The sequence below is a fragment of the Janthinobacterium sp. GW821-FHT03C08 genome, assembly GCF_059420905.1.
Genome location: NZ_JBWKUP010000001.1, coordinates 276,471 through 295,493 on the forward strand (window position 1 = coordinate 276,471; position 19,023 = coordinate 295,493).

Consider the following 19,023-nt stretch of genomic DNA (forward strand, 5'->3'; position numbering starts at 1 on the left):
ACCGTTATCGTCTGCTGCCCCCCAATCCGGGCGGATTTTCTTCGCCTTGTGCACTCGCCTGTTCCTCCCCAGCCGGGAGAAACTGATGGTGGTATTTGACTTTGCGCTGCGCGTTGCCGCGGCATTGACCCTGGGCGCCATGATCGGCGCCGAACGCCAGCTGCGCCAGCGCATGGCGGGCCTGCGCACGAATGCGCTGGTGTCCGTCGGCGCCTCGCTGTTCGTGATGGTCTCCGTGCTCGAAGGCGACCCGGATGGCCACCTGCGCATCGCCGCGCAGGTGGTGTCGGGCATCGGCTTCCTCGGTGCCGGCGTGATCATGCGCGAAGGCATGACGGTGCGCGGCCTGAACACGGCCGCCACCCTGTGGTGCTCGGCCGCCATCGGCGTGCTGTGCGGCCTCGGTTTTGCGCTGGAAGCGGCCATCGGCACGGCCTTCGTGCTGGTGGCCAACCTGGTGCTGCGCCAGCTGGCGCAGCGCATCAACACGCATGGCAGCGAAGCGGGCATCGAGACGGAAAGCATCTACCGCGTCACGGCCGTGTGCGAGGCGGAGCAGGAAGTCCAGGTGCGCAAGCTGATGCTGCGCTTGATCAGCGGCATGCCGGCCCTGATGCTGCAATCCCTGCACAGCGAGGATGCGGCGCAGGCCGGACGCATCGAAGTGCGCGCCGACCTGCTCACGCCCGTTTCCAGCCTGGGACTGCTGGAGCAGATCGTCAGCCAGGTGAGCCTGGAAGGCAGCGTCTCGGCCGTGCGCTGGGCGCTGGTGAACAACGCGGAATTTGTCGCCGAGCGGGGTGTGTGATGAAAAAATGGCTGCTGTGGTTTTCCAAACGTGGTCCGGCGCTCGCCACCTATCGCCTGACCGTCACCTGTCCTGCGGCGCAGGCCGACCATGTCGTGCGCCTGCTGCTGGCCGAACTGAAAGGCGCGGGACTGGCACCGTCGCAGATCGTGCGCAGCTGGGACGAAGGCCGGCACAGCGTGCGGCTGATCGCCACGGTGCTGTGCCAGCTGGTGCAGCGCGCCGTGCTGGTGCGCTTCGTCAACCGCGCAGGCGCCTGGCCGCAGGTGCGGCAGGTACGCTGGGAGGGCGTCGCGCCTTCACCCTCACTCTGAGGCGGGCAGGCGCATGGTGAACAGGGCGCCGCCTTCCGGGCGGTTGCATGCCTCGATGCACCCGCCATAAGCGTGCACGATGGCTTGCGACAGGGCCAGACCCAGGCCGAAGCCGGGCGCCTCGCCCGCGCGCGCCTGGGCGCCCCGGTAAAAACGTTCGAACAGGTGCGGCAAGTCTTCCACGCCGATGCCCGGCCCCGCGTCGGCCACGCCCACCAGTGCGTCGTCGCCGTCGCGCGCCACGTGCACGGTGATGCTGCTTCCGGGGGGCGAAAACTTCACGGCGTTATCGAGCAGGTTGGCCAGCACCAGGTCGGCGGGTCCTGCCGCCACGCGCGCATGCACGGGCGCGCCAGCGTCAAACTCGATGCGGATGCCGCGCTGGGCCGCCGCCTTTTCCAGGCGCTGCGCCGCCGCGCGCACCAGGGGCTGCAGAGCGACCGTTTCCACGGCATTGCGCTCCTGGCCCACGTCCAGGCGCGTGAGCATCAGCAATTCCTCCACCAGGGTCGTCAGCCGCTGCACTTCGTCGAGGCAGGAGGCCAGCGCGTCGACATACTCGGCCGCCTCGCGCGGGCGGCGCAGGGTGATTTCGATTTCCGTGCGCAGGCGCGACAGGGGCGAGCGCAGCTCGTGCGAGGCGTCGGCCGTGAAGCGCCGCTGCGCGTCGTAGCCGTGCTCCAGGCGGTCCAGCATGGCGTTCAGGGTATCGACCAGGCGGCCGATTTCATCGGGCGTTCCCGGATGCGGCAGGCGCTGGTGCAGGCTGGCCTCGCCGATGGAGTGCGCCTGTCGCACCACGTCGTCGATGGCGCCCAGCACGCGGCGCGTGAGCATTTCGCCGGCCAGCCCCACGGCTGCCAGCAAGGCCAGCGCCATGGCGCCAAACAGCACGGTGGCGGCAGCCAGTACATGGTTGGCGTCGTCGAGCGAACCGGCCACCTGCACCGCCAGGCGCGATCCGGCCGACGGCACGGGAATGGAAACCATACGCAGCGGCTCCTCGCCGAACTTGGGCAGGGTCTCGAAGACGGTGTCGCCGGCCGCCAGGCGCGCCAGCAGGGCCGGCGGCGCCGGCAGCTGCGCCGCTTCCAGGTTGCGGCTGCGCGCCAGCACGCGGCCCTCGCCGTCGATGATCTGCACCAGGCGGTCGAGGCGCATCAACGACGGCGGCGCCATGCCCGGCGCCACCTCGTGCACCTGGACGGGCTGGCGCGGCGCGGCCGGCAGCATGGCCATTTCCGTCTCGCCCAGCGCCAGCAGGGCCGCATCGAGCTGGCCATGCACGGCGCGCGACAGGCCCCAGTAGCCGGCCAGCGCCGTGCAGGCGACGATGGCGAGGATGACGGCCAGGTGCACCAGCAGCAGGCGCTTGCGGAAGCTAGCCACCGTTGCTTTCCGCCAGGCGGAAACCGCGTCCGCGCACCGTATGGATCAATTGCGGCAGCCCCGGTGCATCGACCTTGCCCCGCAGGTTGCGCACGTGGACATCGATCAGGTTGTCGATGCCGATCAGGTCCGCCTGCCAGATCTGCTCGGCCAGGCGCGCGCGGCTCACCACCTCGCCCGCCTGGCGCAGCAGGATCAACAAAATCGCGTACTCCTTGGGCGTGAGCACCAGCGCCGCGCCGCCCCGTGTCGCCTGGTGGCTGACGGGATCGAGCGTCAGGTCGGCCAGCGACAGCACCAGCGGGCGGCTGATGTCGGAACGGCGCAACAGGGCGCGGATGCGCGCCAGCAGCTCCTCGAATTCGAATGGCTTGGTCAGGTAATCGTCGGCGCCCGTGTTCAGGCCCGCCACCCGGTCGGCCGTGGCATCGCGCGCCGTGAGCATCAGCACGGGCGTCTGGATGGCGCGTGCGCGCAGGTCGCGGCAAAAGTCGATGCCCTGCTTGCCCGGCAACATCCAATCCAGCACGATCAAGTCGTAATCGACGGCGTAGCTCTCGTCCTCGCCCTCTTCCGCGCTGTGCGCCACGTCGACGACAAAGCCTTCTTCCTGCAAGCCACGGGCCAGCAGGCGCGCCGCCTTGCGGTCGTCTTCCACCAAGAGGATTCTCATGCCTGCCTTTCCGGTCGTCCCGCATTTTCCATGCCCCCATTTTAACGCGCCCCGCCCTGCGCGCACCGAACCTGAAGAATGATTCAGGCGTTCTTGGGCGCTTCTTCAGGAGCACATTGCTATGCTTTCCCGGCGCTGTAGTGACGCCGCCCGCACTACCAGCGCCCCACCTCGCTGCCCCCACAAGGGCACGGCATCCACGCATGCCCCATTACCACCAACAAGAAGGAAACACGGGATGAACACGACCAACCACCGCGCCCTGGGCGCCTGCTGCGCGCTCGCCGTCGCCTTCGGCAGCTCGGCCCTGGCCGGCTGCGCCAGGCCGACGGCGCCAGCCGCGCCCACGGCCCAATCGACGCACCTGGACGACGGCAGCATCGAAGTCGCAAAGAATTCGCCCCTGCTCCAGCACCTGCAGGTGGCGCCCGCGCTGGAGCAGGACATCGCCACGCAGACGGACGCGCCGGGCAGCATCGAAGCCATGCCGGAAAAGCTGGTGAAAATCACGCCGCCACTGGCCGGCCGCATCACGCGGCTGCAACGGTCCTTGGGCGACAGCGTCAAGGCGGGCGACCCGCTGTTCACCCTCGATTCTGCCGAACTCAGTGCCGCCTACGCGGACGACAGCAAGGCCCGCTCCGCGCTGCTGCAGGCGCGCCAGGAGCTGGAGCGCCAGAAGACGCTGTTCGAGGCGGAGATCGCCGCGCGCAAGGATTACGAGGCGGCGCAGGCAGCCTACGACCAGGCCGGCAGCGACGCGCACGCCAGCGCCGACAAGCTGGCCCAGTACGGTGCCAGCGGGCGCGGATCGCGCAGGGACTACGTCCTGCGCTCGCCCATCGCCGGCACCGTGATCGCCATGGAAGGCGCCCAGGGCGGCTACTGGAACGATATCAACGCGCCCGTCATGACGGTGGCCGACCTGTCCACCGTCTGGCTGTCGGCCAACGTGGCCGAGAAGGACCTGGCGCAAGTGGCCGTGGGCCAGACATCGCGCATCACGCTCGATGCCTGGCCTGGCAGGACCTTCGACGGCAAGGTCGCCTACGTGGGCGCCGTGCTCGATCCCGAAACGCGCACGGTGAAGGTGCGCGTGGCCATCGACAACCGAGCCGGCACCTTCAAGCCCGGCATGTTCGCCCACGCGGGTTTTGCCGGCGCCAGCCGCCGCGCCATCGTCGTGCCGGCGGCGGCCGTGCTGCAAAGCGGGCTGTCGACGCGCGTGATGGTCGAACGGGGCCCGCAGCGTTTCGAGCCGCGCACGGTGCAGCTAGGCGCCAGCCATGGCGACCAGGTGGAAATCGTCTCGGGCCTGAAGGCGGGCGAGCGCATCGTCGTCAAGGAAGGAGTGCTGCTCAATGATTGACCGTTTCATCGCCACCTGCTGCCAGCGGCGCGGCATCGTCTGGCTGGTGCTGCTGTTCGTCACCGCCTACGGCATCTACAGCTGGAAGCAGCTGCCCATCGAGGCATATCCCGACATCGCCGACGTCACCTCGCAGATCGTCACGCAGGTGCCGGGCCTGGGCGCCGAGGAAATCGAGCAGCAGATCACCATCCCGCTCGAGCGCGCCCTGCTCGGTACGCCCGGCATGCACGTGCTGCGCACGCGCAGCCTGTTCGCGCTGTCGCTGATCACGGTGGTGTTCGAGGATGGCAGCGACGGCTACTTCACGCGCGAGCGGCTGCAGGAACGCCTGGCCGGCGTCAACCTGCCGTACGAGGCCAAGCCGGGACTCGATCCCTACACCTCGCCCACGGGCGAAATCTACCGCTACACGCTGGAATCGACAAGCCGCAGCCTGCGCGAACTGTCCGAACTGCAGTTCTGGACCGTGATTCCGCGCCTGCAGCAGGTGCGCGGCGTGGCGGACGTGAGCAATTTCGGCGGCTTGACGACGCAGTTCATGCTGGAACTCGACCCCGCAAAACTCGACAGCTACGGCTTCTCGCTGGCGCAGGTCAAGGAAGCCATCAACGCCAACAACATCAGCGGAGGCGGCAGCGTCATCGACCGCGGCCAGCAATCGTACGTGGTGCGCGGCGTGGGCCTGCTGCACTCGCTCGACGACATGGGCAACGTCGTCGTCAGCAGCAAGAACGGCGTGCCCGTGCTGGTGAAGGACCTGGGCAGGCTCGCCTACGGCAACGTGGAGCGGCGCGGCATCCTCGGCAAGGACAACAACCCCGACACCATCGAAGGCATCACCCTGCTGCTGAAGGACTTCAACCCGTCCCAGGCGCTGGCCGGCATCCATGCGGCCGTGGACGACCTGAATGCCAATGTACTGCCGAAAGATGTGAAAGTAGTGCCCTACCTGGACCGCAGTTCGCTGATCGACGCCACCCTGCACACGGTGGGATTTACCCTGGGCGAAGGCATGCTGCTCGTCGCCCTGGTGCTGCTGCTGTTTTTGGGCAGCCCGCGCGCGGCCGCCATCGTCGCGCTGACGATCCCGCTGGCCCTGCTGATCGCCTTCATCTTCATGCACCACTTTAAAATTCCCGCCAACCTGCTGTCCCTGGGCGCCATCGACTTCGGCATCCTCGTCGACGGGTCCGTGGTGGTGCTGGAAAACATACTGCGCCGCCGCGAACGGGAGCAGGAGCGCCCGCTCACCCTGCAGGACGCCATCGAGGCCACCCTGCAGGTAGCGCGCCCCATCATGTTCGGCATGGCCGTCATCATCGCCGCCTACCTGCCCCTGTTCGCCTTCCAGCGCATCGAATACAAGCTGTTCTCGCCGATGGCGTATGCGGTCGGCGCGGCGCTGGTCGGCGCGCTGGTGGTGGCGCTGGTGCTGATCCCGGGCCTGGCCTGGCTGGCCTTCCGCAAGCCGCGCCGCATGCCGCACAACCGCGTGCTGGACAAGCTGGCCGCCGCATATGGCCGCTTCCTCGAACGCATGGTGGGCAGGCAGCGCTGGGTGGCGATGGTGTGCGCCGGATCCCTGGCGGCGCTGGCCATCCTGGGCGGCAGCATCGGCCGCGACTTCCTGCCCTACCTCGACGAGGGATCCTTGTGGTTGCAGGTGCAGATGCCGCCCGGGATCACCCTGGACAAGGCGTCCGAGATGGCCAGCGAGCTGCGCCGCGCAGCGCTGGAATTTCCCGAAGTGTCGACCATCGTCACGCAGACGGGGCGCAACGACGACGGCACCGATTACTGGACGCCGTCGCACATCGAGGCCAGCGTGGGCCTGCATCCCTACAAAAGCTGGAAATCGGGCATGAGCAAGCAGCAGCTGATCGCCAAGATGAACGAGCGCTTCGCCCGCATGCCAGGCTACACGGTGGCCTTCATGCAGCCGATGATCGACGGCGTGCAGGATAAATTGTCGGGCGCGCACAGCGACCTGACGGTGAAAATCTTCGGCAACGACCTCGATGAAGTGCGCCGCATCGCCGGCAAGGTGGCCAGCGTCCTGAAAACTGTCCCTGGCGCCTCCGACGTGGCGGTGGACGTGGAGCCGCCGCTGCCCAACCTGAAGGTGGAACTGGACAGGGCAAAGGCGGCCCGCTACGGCATCAACGCGGCCGACGTGGCCGACCTGATTTCCACCGGCATCGGCGGCGCGCCCGTCGGCCAGGTCTACATGGGCGAGAAAAGCTATGACATCGCCGTGCGCTTTCCTCCCGCCGTGCGTTCCAGCCCGGACGCCGTCGCCAACCTGATGCTCACGGCCGCGAATGGCGCCAAGGTACCGCTGGCGCAGGTGGCCAGCATCAGCACCACCTCGGGCGAAAGCGTGATCGTGCGCGAAATGGGACGGCGCCACATCATCGTGCGCCTGAATGCCCGCGGGCGCGACCTGGCCGGCTTCCTGGCCGAGGCGCGCCCGCTGGTGGCGCAGGCCGTGGCCGACGAACACCAGCGCATCGGCGTCGAGTGGGGCGGCCAGTTCGAAAACCTGCAGCGCGCGCAAAGCCGATTGGCCCTGATCCTGCCGATGACCCTGGGGGCCATGTTCCTGCTGCTGTTTGGCCAGTTCCGCAACCTGCGCCAGCCCGCGCTGGTCCTGCTGGCAGTGCCGCTGGCCATGCTGGGCGGCCTGGCCGCGCTGCACCTGCGCGGCATGACCCTGAACGTCTCGAGCGCGGTGGGCTTCATCGCCCTGTTCGGCGTGGCCGTGCTGAATGCCGTGCTGATGCTGGCGCAGATCAACCGCCTGCGGGCGGAAGAAGGCCGGAGCCTGCGCGATGCCGTGCTCGAAGGCGCGCGCGACCGCATGCGTCCCGTGCTGATGACGGCCACCGTGGCCGCCCTGGGCCTGACGCCCGCCATGCTGGCCACGGGCCTGGGCAGCGACGTGCAGCGCCCGCTAGCCACCGTGGTGGTGGGCGGCCTGGTGACGGCCACGGCGCTCACCCTGCTGCTGCTGCCTGCCCTGTACTACCTGATCGAGGCGCGCCAGGCCGCGCGCCACGGCACCACTGAAGGAGAACCCCATGACACGCTTTAACCGCTTACTCGCGGGCCTGCTGCTCTCGCCCGCGCTGCTCCTACCCTGCGCTGCCGCGCCCCTGACGTTTGACGCCTACCTGTCTGCCGTGGAAGCCAACAGCCTGGAACTGCAGGCGCAACAGCAAAGCATCACGTCGGCCAGGGCCGGCATCGGCATCGCCGGCCTGCGCCCCGACCCGGAATTCACCCTGGGCGCCGCGCGCGAGACGGTGCGCAGCGTCGAACACCGCCCCGTTACCTGGACGCCGGCCCTCAGCATGGCCATCGAGACGGGCGGCAAGCGCGCCGCGCGCTTTAAAGCCGCGCAGAGCAATGTCGTGCTGGCCGAGGAAACGGTGGCCGGCTTCAGGAACGAGCTGTATGGCACGGCCGCGGCGGCATACACGGAGGCGTGCCGCACGCGCGACGTCGTGGCACGCAAGGAGCAGACCTTGGCCGCCCTGTCGAAAGTGGTGGAAGCGAACGGCGTGCGGCGCAAGGCGGGCGACGTGGACGGCATCGAACTGCTGCAGTCGCGCGTGGAACGCGACCAGTTCCAGGCCGAACTGGCGCAGGCGCGCAGCGAGGCGGACAGCGCCATGCTGAACCTGTCGCCGCCGCTGGGACGCCAGCTCGACACCCTGTTCCCCGGGGCGCAGCTGGCCTGCGACATCAACGCCTTCGCCGGCGACGATGCCGGCACACTGCTGCCGCAAGCGCTGCGCGAACGCAGCGACGTGCGCATCGCGCGCGCCGCCCTCGACAACCTGCGCGATGGCGCGGCCCTGGTGCGCGCCAACCGCTCCGTCGATCCCACCGTGACGGTGGGCCTGTCCGCCGCGCGCGGCTACGCGGATGGCGTCGATGGCAGCGGCAATCCCGTCGACGGCGCGCCCCGTTCGCGCGCGCTGTCCGTCTCGCTGGCCATTCCCATCCCGCTGTCGCGCCGCGACCACGGCGACGTGGTGCAGGCAGAAGCGGGCGTGACGCAGGCGATGCTGGCCCTGCGCCAGGCGGAATTGAAGGCGGAGACGGAAGTGCGCACGGCGCAGCGGCAATGGCGCTCGGCGCAGGAGCGGCTGGCGCGCTACCGCGACGGCGTGCTGCAGGACGCACAGAAGGTCGTCGACGGCATGCGCCTGTCCTACGTCAAAGGCAATGCCTCGCTGCTGGAATGGCTGGCGGCGCAGCATTCGGCCGACGATGCATGGCAGGCGTATCTGCAGGCGCGCGCCGATGCCGCCATCGCCAGCACGCAGTTGCAACTGGCCATCGGCCAGCGGCCGCGCTTATAACGCTGATAACAAAGGGAGGCGACAACGAGGGGGACACCGGCGCGGCGAAGAAGCCGCACCGGTCGTCAAGGGCGGGGGATTACTGTGGCTGGGCAGGCGCGTCGGTGCCGTCGGCCGCATCGGCGTCGGTGTCGTCCGCTTCCGGCGCGTCGCCTTCAGTCCCCTCTTCGCCGTCGGCCGGCTTCGGATTGTTTTTCGCTTCCAGCTTGCGCCTGGCTTTTTCCTCGGCTTTCTTCTTCTTTTCCAGCTCTTTTTGCCGTTTTTCGTATTGGAAATTTGTCTTGGCCATTTACTACCTCTTTAGTTTTTTATTGTTACAGATAACCGCATAAGGCACATTATGACGCAGTTGGGCGAAACGCAAAGTTTTTAGCCTCGGGGATGATGCTGCGCATGCAGCAGTTTCAGCCGCTCGCGAGCCACATGCGTGTAAATCTGCGTGGTGGAAATATCGGAATGCCCCAGTAACAATTGCACAACTCGCAAGTCCGCCCCATGGTTCAGCAAATGCGTGGCAAACGCGTGGCGCAGGGTATGCGGCGACAGGGGCGCCGTGATGCCCGCCTGCTGCGCGTGCTTCTTGATGATGACCCAGAACATTTGCCGCGTCATGGCGCCGCCGCGCCGCGTGACGAACAGCGCATCGTCCATCTGCCCGTCGAGGATGATGCCGCGCGCCTCCTTCAGGTAGCGCTCGATCCACAGCCGTGCCTGCTCGCCGAAGGGCACCAGGCGCGTCTTGCTGCCCTTGCCCGTGATGCGCAGCACGCCATCGTTCAGGCTCAGCTCCACCGATTGCAAGTCCACCAGTTCCGACACGCGCAAGCCGCTCGCATACATGAGCTCGAGCATGGTGCGTTCGCGCAGGCCCAGCGGCGTGCTCACGTCGGGCGCCGCCAGCAGCGCTTCCACCTGCGCTTCGCTCAAGGTATGCACGAAGCGCGCAGGCTGCTTGGCCGAGACCATTTTCAAACACGGGTCGGCCGCGATATGCTTGTGCCGCAAGGCCAGCTGGTAAAAGCGCTTGAGCACGGACAGGCGCCGGTTCGACGAGGTCGCCTTGCTCTCGTCGTGGCGGGCGGCGAAATACGCATCGATGTCGGCCGTGGACACCTCGTACAGGCCTTCGCGCCCGGGCCGGTTCACTTCCAACCAGCGGGCGAACAAACGCATGTCGCGCCGGTAGGCGTCCAGCGAGTTCTTCGACAGGCCGTCTTCCAGCCACAGGCTGTCGCAGAATTCATCGATCAGGGTGGCGTTGTCGGGCGCCAGCAGGCTGTTCATCATCGTGCCGGCCACTCCATGCCCGCGACGCCTTCATGCGCCAGCAGCCAGCGCTTCACGCCCAGGTGAAAGCCCGTGGCGTCGTCGTGGTGGGCAAAGCCGCCCAGGCCGCCCGCGGCCGTCACGCGGTGGCAGGGGATCACCAGCGGAAACCAGTTGGCGCCGCAGGCCTGGCCGACGGCGCGCGGCGCCGAGCCGATGCAGCGCGCCACGTCGCCATAGGTGCGCACCTTGCCACGCGGAATCTGCGCGATGGCCGCCCATACTTTCTGCTGGAAGGCGCTGCCCAGGGTGGCCAGCGGCAGGTCAAAGACATAGTCCGGGTCAAGGAAGTAGCGCGCCAGTTGCTGGCACGCCCGCCCGGCGACGGCATCCTGCGCGTCTTTTTCCGCAAAATGCGGCGGCAGGTAGACCAGTTCGCGCACCAGACCACTTTCCGTGCGCACGCCCATGGCGCCGAACGGTGCGGCGACGATGGCCGAAAACAGCTCACTGCCCTGTTGTTTTTTCATCAGCTAATCAAAGTTCAAGTGTGGCAAATATACAACCGGATGCACCAAAACAGTCATACCACTACGATTATGCACCGTTCCGGCCTGCCTGCGCAGGCAAGCGCAGGACGAAAAAAAAGCGCACCTATCGGTGCGCTTCAAATATTGCTTCACGTTCCCGGTCGTTTGGGTCCGCCGGTGCCGGCTTGTGGCCGCAGACAGCTATGACTCAACAACTTCTGTGAAACGTGTGTCTCCTCAATATATCCCCGGTATCAATACCGTTTTTATAGACCACTCCCCCACCAACCTTGTTACCAATTCTGTATGTCAGCCTTGCTACCGGAGCGTATATGCTTATACGTGTTTCCCCGTAAGGCCGCCCATCATAGCGCATTTATTCGGCAGGATCGACTTTTTTTGCACCATGACGGGGACAGTTATTTTAGTTGTAAATTAAATTTGGCAGCCACAGCGAGATTTGTGGTACGTAGGTGATCAGCGCCAGGAAGCCCAGCATCGTCAGCAGCCACGGCATCACGGCCACGGTCAGTTCGGAAATGCCCATCTTCGTGATGCCGGACGCCACGTACAGGTTCAAGCCCACGGGCGGATGGCACATGCCCACTTCCATGTTGACCACGATCAAGATACCGAAGTGCACGGGGTCGATGCCCAGCTTCATGGCGACGGGGAACAAAATCGGCGCCATGATCAGCACGATGGACGACGGTTCCATCACGTTCCCCGCCAACAGCAGCAGCACGTTGACCACCAGCAGGAAACTGATCACGCCCAAGCCCTTGCCCGTGATCCATTCGGCCATCGCTTGCGGAATGTTTTCACTCGTCATCAGGAACGAGAACAGCACGGCATTCGTGATGATGTACAGCAGCATCGCCGACATGGCGGCCGAATCGAGCAAGACCTTGCCCACCTGCTTGATCTTCAAGTCCTTGTAGACGAAGACGGCGATGATGAAGGCGTACACGGCAGCCATGGCAGCCGCTTCCGTGGGCGTGAACGCGCCCGAATAGATGCCGCCCATGACGATGACGATCAAGAGCAGGCCCCAGGCGCTCTTCTTGAACGTCACGAAGCGCTCCTTCCAGCTGGCCTTCTGCATGCGCGGATAGTTGTTCTTGCGCGCCAAGAACCACGTGGTCAGGCCCAGCAGCATGGCCAGCATCATGCCGGGAATCACGCCCGCCATGAACAGCTTGCCCACCGACGTGTTCGTGCTGACGGAATACATCACCATCACGATCGACGGCGGGATCAAAATGCCCAGCGCGCCCGAGGTGGTGATGACGCCGGCGCCGAAACCGCGCGGATAGCCCTGCTTGACCATGGCCGGCAGGATGATGGAGCCGATCGCCACCACGGTGGCGGGGCTGGAGCCGGAGACGGCGGCGAACAGCGCGCACGCCATCACGCCGGCCAGCGCCAGGCCGCCGTGCCAGTGGCCCACCATGGAGCTGGCGAAGTTGATCATGCGCCGCGCCACCCCGCCATGCGTGAGGAAGTTGCCAGCCAAAATGAAGAACGGGATGGCCATGATCTCGAATTTCTCGATGCCCGTGAAAATCTTCAGGGCCACCGATTCGATGGGCACGCTGGTCATGGTGAACAGGAAGGTGAGCACCGTCAGGCCCAGCGAAATGGAAATCGGCATGCCGGTCAGCATCAGCGCCAGCAGCAGCACAAAAATAATCAGCGCGTTCATGCCTTGGCTCCTTTTTCATCCGCCGTCAATTCGTCTTCCAGCCCCTCGACGTGCGAGTGGTCGTGTTTCGGCAAGGCGCCCGTCTTGATGAAATGCACCATCACCTGCAGGAAACGGAAGCACATCAGGTAGGAACCCAGCGGCACGGCCAGGTAGACCAGCCACATGGGGATTTCCATGTCGGCCGACGTCTGGTCCGTGTGGCCGATGGACCACACGAAGCTGGCGCCCAGGGTCCCCACGATGCCCGTAAACAGGGCGCCGGCGGCCAGGCCGAAGACGATGAAGCGGTCGCGCCAGCGGGGGTTCATGCGGTTGATCAGGACGTCGACGCCCACGTGGATGCCCGTACGCACGCCATACGCGGCGCCGAACTTGGCCATCCAGACGAACATGTAGATGCACAGTTCCTGGGCCCAGCTGGTATTGATTTGAATCAGGAAGTCCTGCAGGCCCGGTATCGGCAAGCCGGCCAGGTAGCGGTGCACGACCGCGATGAAGATGATGAAGGTGGCCGCGCCCATCAGGGACGCGATCAGCCACTCTTCCAGATGATCCAGAAATTTCATGGTGGACTTTCAAAGAATGCGGAGACACGGACTCCCGCCCAGGACGCGCAGGAGTCATTCAAGCAAGTGGCAGTGGAAAGCCTGCCCGGCGCGCCAGGCGGCGCGCTACAGCCTGCGCCTTACTTCGCGCTTTCCTTGTTGATGGCCGAGATCAGGTCCTTGCCGATGCGCCCTTCCATGGCCTTCTGCACGGGCGCCAGCGCCTTGCGCCATTCCGCCTGTTCCTGCACCGTCAGGGTATAGATCTGCGTCTTGCCCGCTTTCTTGATGGCGTCGAGGGCCTGGTCGTTGTCGCGCTGGGCGATGGCTTTTTCAAACGTGGTCGCCTCGCGCATGGCTTTTTCCAGCTGCGCGCGGATCTCGGGCGGCAAGCCGTCCCAGAACTTCTTGTTGACGATGACGGCATAGCCCAGGTAACCGTGGTTGGACACGGTCACGTGCTTTTGCACTTCATGCATCTTTTGCGTGTACATATTCGACGGCGGATTTTCCGTGCCGTCGACCACGCCCGTCTGCAGCGCCTGATACACTTCCGAGAAGGCCAGCACCTGCGGGTTGGCGCCCAGCGCGCGCATCTGCGCGTCGAGCACCTTCGAGGACTGGATGCGCATCTTCAGGCCCTTGAAGTCGGCCGGCGTGTGCAGCGGCTTATTGGCCGACATCACCTTGAAGCCATTGTCCCAGTAGGCCAGGCCCGTGATACCCTTGGGTTCCAGTTTTTTCAGCAGGCTCTTGCCGATTTCGCCTTCGGTGACGTTGTACAGCGCCGTCTTGGTAGGGAAGATGTAGGGCAGGTCGAACGCTTCGAATTCCTTCACGCCCAGCGGGCCGAACTTGGCCAGCGATGGCGCCAGCATCTGCACGGCACCCAGCTGCAGGGCTTCGAGTTCTTCCTTGTCCTTGTACAGCTGGCTGTTCGGGTAGAGTTCGACCTTGACCTTGCCATTCGTGGCTTTCTCGGCCAGCTGCTTGAAGCGCTCCGCCGCCTGGCCTTTGGGCGTGTCGGTGGCCACGACGTGGCTGAATTTGATGACGATGGGGGCTTGCGCGTAGGCGTGAACGCCGGCGGTGGCGCCGATGGCAGCGCACAGCGCGACGAACAGGGTTTTCATTGGCGGCAGTTGCATTCTTGTCTCCTGAGTGGTTTTTAAAAAACTTTATTATTTGTCTATTTAGATATTGTGCCAAAGAAACTGCCTCGGCTATTGTGGTTAACCACAATAGCCCGCTCCCGATAAGCCGCTACCCTGCCAGCCATGCCGACTTCCCCCACTCTTGCGCGCCGCTTCAAGCTCTCCAGCCCGATGCGCTGGCTGCTGCCCGTCATCCTGCTGCTGCTGTTCCTCGCCATCCTGTTCTGGCTGCCATGGCAGGCGCGACAGATGGAAAGCAACGAGCGCCAGGAGCAGCTGATCGCCGATACCCTGTGGGTGGAGCAGACGATCCGCTTCCAGCTGGCGCGCAACGAGGAAAGCCTGTTCAACCTGGGCGTGGACATTGCCAGCGGCTCCCTGTCGGCGGAAAAAGTGCACGAACGGCTGCAGCAGATGCTGCGCAACGGCCGCGAGCTGCAGCGCGTACTGTGGCTGGACACGGGCGGCAGGGTACTGGCCACCAGCGACAACAGCCTGCCGCACGAACTGTCGTTTTCGCCCGCCTCGCTGACGGCCGCCGACAATGCGCGCCGCCTGCACCGGGGCCAGTACGCCCAGCCTTCGCAGCAGAGCGGCTTTCCCGATGCGCCGCCCGGCGCCATGCTGATGGATTACCACCAGCCCGTGTTCGAGGGCCAGCGCTACGTGGGCAGCCTGGTGGCCACCTACCAGATCAGCAGCCTGCTCGATGAAATGGTGCCCTGGTGGTTCGCCCAGGATAACCAGATTTCGCTGATCGACCGCGACGACAAGGTGCTGGCGCGGCGCGCCGCCGCCGGTCCCGGCCACGGCGTGTACACGCACAAGCGCGCGCTCGACGTGCCCGGCGCCACCATCACCCTGTTTACCGACAGCGTGAAAAGCCAGCCCAAGCTGCTGCCCAATCTGCTCGTCGGCTCCGTCATCGCCCTGTCGCTGGGTTTATTATGGAGCCTGCTGGCCCTGTGGCGCCACATCTCGCGCCGCCTGACGGCCGAAAGCGCGCTGCGCCAGCAGATGCTGTTCCGCACGGCGATGGAAAACTCGCTGGTGACGGGCATGCGCGCGCGCGACCTGGAGGGGCGCGTCACGTATGTGAACCCCGCGTTTTGCCAGATCGTCGGCTATCCGCCCGAGGAAATCCTCGGGCGTTTGCCGCCCATGCCTTACTGGGTGCCCGAGGCGCTGGAGGAATACCAGCAGCGCTTCGTCAAGGCCCTGGCGGGCAACCCCACGCCGCAGTTCGAAACCTATTTCCAGCGTCCCGACGGCACGCGCGTGCCCGTGCTGATCTTCGAAGCACCGCTGGTGGACAAGAATGGCCAGCAGACGGGCTGGATGGGCTCCGTGCTCGACATCTCGGACCGCAAGCGCGTCGAGGAGCTCAACCGCCAGCAGCAGGAAAAGCTGCAAACCAGTTCGCGCCTGGCCACCATGGGCGAACTGGCGTCGATGCTGGCGCATGAATTGAACCAGCCGCTGGCGGCCATTTCCAGCTACACGACGGGCGCGCTGAACCTGATCCGCCGCGCCATCGACAGCGGCGCCCCCGTCGACCCGGCCACCCTGAAACCGGCGCTGGAGCATGCGGGCGCGCAGGCGCAGCGGGCCGGCCAGATCATCCGCAGCGTCCACGATTTCGTGCGCAAGAGCGAGCCGCAGCGCCAGGATATCGCCATCCGCACGCTGATCGATGGCATCCGCGCGCTGATCGACCTGCAGGCGCGCAAATACTATGTCACCATCCAGGAAGAAATCCCGGCCGACCTGCCGCTGCTGCGCGCCGATCCCGTGATGATCGAGCAGGTGCTGCTGAACCTGACCCGCAACGCCATCGAGGCGATGCAGGACGCGGCGCCGGGACGGCGTATCATGCGCCTGCGGGCCAGCCACGACGCGCGGCAGGAGATGGTGACGGTGGACGTGATCGACCATGGCCATGGCATTCCCGCAGACGTGGCCGAGCGGCTGTTTTCGCCGTTTTTCTCGACCAAATCCGAAGGCATGGGCATGGGACTGAACATCTGCCGCACCGCCATCGAATTTCACGGCGGCGCGCTGACCTTCGGCGCCAACCCCGCCGGTGGCACCATTTTTACTTTCAGCGTGCCGGCCGCGCCGCGCGCGCCGCACTGACAAACAACGACAATCCGGAGACACCATGCTGCATATCATCGACGACGAAGAAGTCGTACGCGACTCCCTGTCCTGGCTGGCCGCCTCGCGCAGCATCGAGGCGCGCAGCTATGCCAGCGCCCAGCAGTTCCTCGATAGCCTGGACGGCACCTTCGACGCGGCCGGCGACTGCGTGCTGCTCGACGTGCGCATGCCCGACATGAACGGCATCGCCCTGTTCGACCAACTGGTCAAGCGCGACCTGACGGCGCGCCTGCCCGTGATTTTCCTCACCGGCCACGGCGACGTGCCGATGGCCGTCGACAGCCTGAAACGGGGCGCCTTCGATTTCTTTGAAAAGCCGTTCAACGACAACGACCTGATGGACCGCGTGCAGCAGGGCCTGGCCAACTCGCGCCAGGCCGGCGAACTGGCCGCCGTGCACGCGCGCCTGGCCACCCTGTCGACGCGCGAGCGCGAAGTGCTGGACCTGATCCTGGCGGGAAAAATGAACAAGGTGGTGGCCGACAAGCTGGGCATCAGCATGCGCACCGTGGAAGTCCACCGCGCGCATATCTTCGACAAGATGCAAGTCAAGACGGCGGTGGAACTGGCGGGGTTGTTGAAGTAAGTCCCAAACCAAAATTCCTGAACTCTGGGGTCAGCCCCCTCATACGTCGACGCAGATATGGCGTCGACGCGGCTGAGGGGCTGACCCCGGCTTGGGGTTTCAGGTACCTAATCAGTCATCATGATGCTCATGGTGCTCGGCCGCCCCATGTTTCCAGTAGCTGGCCACGTGCAGGTGCTGCTTCGGCACGCCGGCGTCGATGAAATGCGCACGCAAGCCCTGTACCTGCGCATGCTCGCATGCCACCCACACGTAGCCGTCGCCATCCTGCGGCAAGGCCACCTTCGCCAGCTCCTCCAGCAGCAAGGCGCCGCTGCGGCCATTGCGCGCCACCCAGCGCAGCTCCAGCTGCGCCGCGCACTCGAGCGCGATCTGTTCGCCGTCCTCGACGATCTCGATCACGGCGATGGCGCGCGCCGTGGCCGGCAGCTGTTCCAGGCGGCGGGCGATGGCCGGCAAGGCTGTCTGGTCGCCCACCAGCACGTACCAGTCGAAGTCGAGCGGCACCAGCATGGAGCCGCGGGGGCCACCCACGCCCAGGGTCTGCCCGGGAGTCGCTTGCGCCGCCCAGCTGGCGGCGGGGCCGTCGCCATGCAGCACGAAGTCGATTTCCAGCTCGCGCCGCTCGGCGTCATAGCGGCGCGGCGTGTAGTTGCGGGCGATGGGACGCGCCCCTTCGTCATACTGGATCGGATTGACGCCGTTGCCCAGCACGGGAAACACGGGAATCGCCTGCCCCGGCGCGGGGAAGAACAGCTTCACGTGATCGTCGTGCGCGGGCGAGACGAAGCCGTCGAGGTCATCGCCGGCCAGGGTGATGCGGCGCATGTGCGGCGTCAGCTGCTCGGTGCGCACGACGGTCAGGACGCGCAATTTCAGGTCGTGGCGCACGCGTTCGGCGGTACGCAGCCGTTGGGGTGCTGCCAGTGGTGCATTCGTCATGGACTGGTTCCTTGTCAAAGTGGGCTCATTGGCCGTCGATGATGGCATTGGCCGCCTGCTCCAGCACGGCCGCCACGCGCTCGGCTTCCGCCTCGCTCCAGTTGGTCTTGTTCAGCAACAGGGCATGTTTCAGGGTGTGCATGCCCTGGCGCACGCGCTCGGGCAAGGCATGTTTCGCCTGGATGCGGGCAAACATGTCGAGGCGGGCCAGGATGCCGTCGACCTGCGCACGATTCTCCTCGATGTATGCGCGGCCCAGGTCCGTGATCGTGTACAGCTTCTTGCCGCTGCTGCTTTCGGACGAGGTGACGTGGTCCTGCTCTTCCAGCAGGGTCAATGTCGGGTAGATGGCGCCCGGGCTGGGGGCGTAGGCGCCGCCGCAACGCTCTTCGATGGCCTTGATGATTTCATAACCATGGCGAGGGCTGATCTCGATCAGCGCCAGCACGATCAGGGGCAGGTCGCCGCGGCCGAAGACGCGCTCGGCCCGTTCGCCGCGCCCGCCCCGGCCACCGGGGCCGCCATGGCCCATGCCGTCGCCGCGCTCGTCAAAGCCGCGCGGGCCGCGGCCGTGCAGGGCGTATTCGCCGCGGTGCTCATGACGGTGTTCGTGGCGCTGCTCGCCGTGATGGTGGTGCTGCTGGCCGCAATGGCCGTGATGCGGGTGATGGCCATGTTGGCCGTGTTCTGCGTGGTGTGAGTTTCTCATGTTTTCTCTTTAAAGATATATCGTTAGTAGGTATCGCCATTTTATAACGATATATCGATAAGTCAAGGAGAAATTTGCTATGCTCGTCGCTTCATCTTCCACCCGTATATGCCATGCCTGACAAAACCGTTGCTGAAAAAATGTATGTGAAGAACGCCACGGCCCTGGCCGTGCTCAATGACGACGGCGAACACGGTGAATTGCTGGCGCAGTTGCCGGCGGAGCGGTGCGTCAGTGAAGGAGAGCGCGCCGACTGGATACTGCTGTTCGCGCGCAGCCGCGCGGAACTGGAGCGCTATCTGCCCGCGGCGCAGGCGCGCCTGGCGCCCGGCGGCGCACTCTGGGTGGCGTACCGCAAGGGCGGCGTGAAGGCGGGCAGCGACATCCACCGCGACGATATTCGCGACTTTGCACAATCCGTGGGACTCGACAGCGTGGCGATGGTCGCCATCGACGCCGGCTGGTCGGCACTGCGCCTGAAGCAGGTTTAAACGCAG

At 65.7% G+C, this 19,023-nt stretch carries 19 protein-coding genes; 9 read left to right on the top strand and 10 right to left on the bottom strand.

The features are described from left to right. Positions 1–88: 88 nt before the first annotated feature. Positions 89–808, top strand: a complete 720-nt coding sequence (locus AC07VL_RS01250) for an MgtC/SapB family protein (protein WP_494804447.1) — start codon at positions 89–91, stop codon at positions 806–808. Beyond that, a complete protein-coding gene (locus AC07VL_RS01255) occupies positions 808–1,122 on the top strand; it encodes a hypothetical protein (RefSeq protein WP_290603548.1) in 315 nt (104 codons plus the stop codon). The genes AC07VL_RS01250 and AC07VL_RS01255 overlap by 1 nt, the downstream gene beginning before the upstream one ends. On the opposite strand, the gene AC07VL_RS01260 is transcribed toward AC07VL_RS01255, so the two are convergent. Next, entirely contained in the window at positions 1,114–2,511 is a 1,398-nt protein-coding gene (locus tag AC07VL_RS01260; protein WP_494804259.1) for a sensor histidine kinase, read from the bottom strand. The genes AC07VL_RS01255 and AC07VL_RS01260 overlap by 9 nt on opposite strands. Continuing rightward, positions 2,504–3,184: a response regulator transcription factor gene (locus AC07VL_RS01265; RefSeq protein ID WP_494804260.1), complete on the bottom strand. Its 681-nt coding sequence runs from the start codon at positions 3,182–3,184 to the stop codon at positions 2,504–2,506. The genes AC07VL_RS01260 and AC07VL_RS01265 overlap by 8 nt, the downstream gene beginning before the upstream one ends. Before the next feature lie 238 nt (positions 3,185–3,422). Between AC07VL_RS01265 and AC07VL_RS01270 the strand changes: the two genes are divergently transcribed. From AC07VL_RS01270 to AC07VL_RS01280, 3 genes are read left to right on the top strand one after another with little or no spacing between them, the layout of a single operon-like run. After that, the gene (locus AC07VL_RS01270; RefSeq protein ID WP_494804261.1) at positions 3,423–4,553 is read left to right on the top strand and encodes an efflux RND transporter periplasmic adaptor subunit; all 1,131 of its coding nucleotides are present in this window, start codon (positions 3,423–3,425) and stop codon (positions 4,551–4,553) included. Further along, positions 4,546–7,650, top strand: coding sequence for an efflux RND transporter permease subunit (locus AC07VL_RS01275; protein WP_494804262.1), 3,105 nt, complete (start codon positions 4,546–4,548; stop codon positions 7,648–7,650). Before AC07VL_RS01270 ends, AC07VL_RS01275 begins: the two co-directional genes overlap by 8 nt. Continuing rightward, positions 7,637–8,926 (top strand): TolC family protein, encoded by a 1,290-nt coding sequence (locus AC07VL_RS01280; RefSeq protein WP_494804263.1) that lies wholly within the window; start codon positions 7,637–7,639, stop codon positions 8,924–8,926. Before AC07VL_RS01275 ends, AC07VL_RS01280 begins: the two co-directional genes overlap by 14 nt. Before the next feature lie 79 nt (positions 8,927–9,005). Here AC07VL_RS01280 and AC07VL_RS01285 read toward each other — a convergent pair whose 3' ends face one another. The 6 genes from AC07VL_RS01285 to AC07VL_RS01310 all read right to left on the bottom strand — a co-directional run bounded on the left by AC07VL_RS01285 (position 9,006) and on the right by AC07VL_RS01310 (position 14,108). Continuing rightward, positions 9,006–9,215 (bottom strand): hypothetical protein, encoded by a 210-nt coding sequence (locus AC07VL_RS01285; RefSeq protein WP_494804264.1) that lies wholly within the window; start codon positions 9,213–9,215, stop codon positions 9,006–9,008. An 80-nt stretch (positions 9,216–9,295) separates the two neighbouring features. Further along, positions 9,296–10,213 (bottom strand): site-specific tyrosine recombinase XerD, encoded by a 918-nt coding sequence (gene xerD / locus AC07VL_RS01290; protein WP_494804265.1) that lies wholly within the window; start codon positions 10,211–10,213, stop codon positions 9,296–9,298. Next, positions 10,210–10,722 (bottom strand): methylated-DNA--[protein]-cysteine S-methyltransferase, encoded by a 513-nt coding sequence (locus AC07VL_RS01295; RefSeq protein ID WP_494804266.1) that lies wholly within the window; start codon positions 10,720–10,722, stop codon positions 10,210–10,212. Before AC07VL_RS01295 ends, xerD begins: the two co-directional genes overlap by 4 nt. A 424-nt stretch (positions 10,723–11,146) precedes the next feature. Beyond that, the gene (locus AC07VL_RS01300; RefSeq protein WP_494804267.1) at positions 11,147–12,427 is read right to left on the bottom strand and encodes a TRAP transporter large permease; all 1,281 of its coding nucleotides are present in this window, start codon (positions 12,425–12,427) and stop codon (positions 11,147–11,149) included. Then, positions 12,424–12,996: a TRAP transporter small permease gene (locus tag AC07VL_RS01305; RefSeq protein ID WP_494804268.1), complete on the bottom strand. Its 573-nt coding sequence runs from the start codon at positions 12,994–12,996 to the stop codon at positions 12,424–12,426. Before AC07VL_RS01305 ends, AC07VL_RS01300 begins: the two co-directional genes overlap by 4 nt. A 119-nt stretch (positions 12,997–13,115) precedes the next feature. Beyond that, positions 13,116–14,108 carry a TRAP transporter substrate-binding protein gene (locus AC07VL_RS01310; RefSeq protein WP_092796199.1) on the bottom strand — a complete coding sequence of 331 codons (993 nt, stop codon included), beginning with the start codon at positions 14,106–14,108 and terminating at the stop codon, positions 13,116–13,118. Positions 14,109–14,252: 144 nt separating this feature from the next. Between AC07VL_RS01310 and AC07VL_RS01315 the strand changes: the two genes are divergently transcribed. Together AC07VL_RS01315 and AC07VL_RS01320 are read left to right on the top strand one after the other, a co-directional pair. Then, positions 14,253–16,265, top strand: a complete 2,013-nt coding sequence (locus AC07VL_RS01315; protein ID WP_494804269.1) for a PAS domain S-box protein — start codon at positions 14,253–14,255, stop codon at positions 16,263–16,265. Between the two features lie 25 nt (positions 16,266–16,290). Further along, the gene (locus tag AC07VL_RS01320; RefSeq protein WP_290600865.1) at positions 16,291–16,875 is read left to right on the top strand and encodes a response regulator transcription factor; all 585 of its coding nucleotides are present in this window, start codon (positions 16,291–16,293) and stop codon (positions 16,873–16,875) included. A gap of 111 nt (positions 16,876–16,986) precedes the next feature. Here the strand turns inward: AC07VL_RS01320 and AC07VL_RS01325 are convergent, their stop codons facing one another. Next, positions 16,987–17,817, bottom strand: a complete 831-nt coding sequence (locus AC07VL_RS01325) for a siderophore-interacting protein (RefSeq protein ID WP_494804270.1) — start codon at positions 17,815–17,817, stop codon at positions 16,987–16,989. Between the two features lie 25 nt (positions 17,818–17,842). Further along, entirely contained in the window at positions 17,843–18,349 is a 507-nt protein-coding gene (locus AC07VL_RS01330; RefSeq protein ID WP_494804271.1) for a PadR family transcriptional regulator, read from the bottom strand. Here AC07VL_RS01330 and AC07VL_RS01335 point away from each other — a divergent pair. Further along, entirely contained in the window at positions 18,341–18,517 is a 177-nt protein-coding gene (locus AC07VL_RS01335; RefSeq protein ID WP_494804272.1) for a hypothetical protein, read from the top strand. The genes AC07VL_RS01330 and AC07VL_RS01335 overlap by 9 nt on opposite strands. A 122-nt stretch (positions 18,518–18,639) precedes the next feature. Beyond that, positions 18,640–19,017, top strand: a complete 378-nt coding sequence (locus tag AC07VL_RS01340) for a DUF3052 family protein (RefSeq protein WP_494804273.1) — start codon at positions 18,640–18,642, stop codon at positions 19,015–19,017. Positions 19,018–19,023 lie beyond the last annotated feature (6 nt).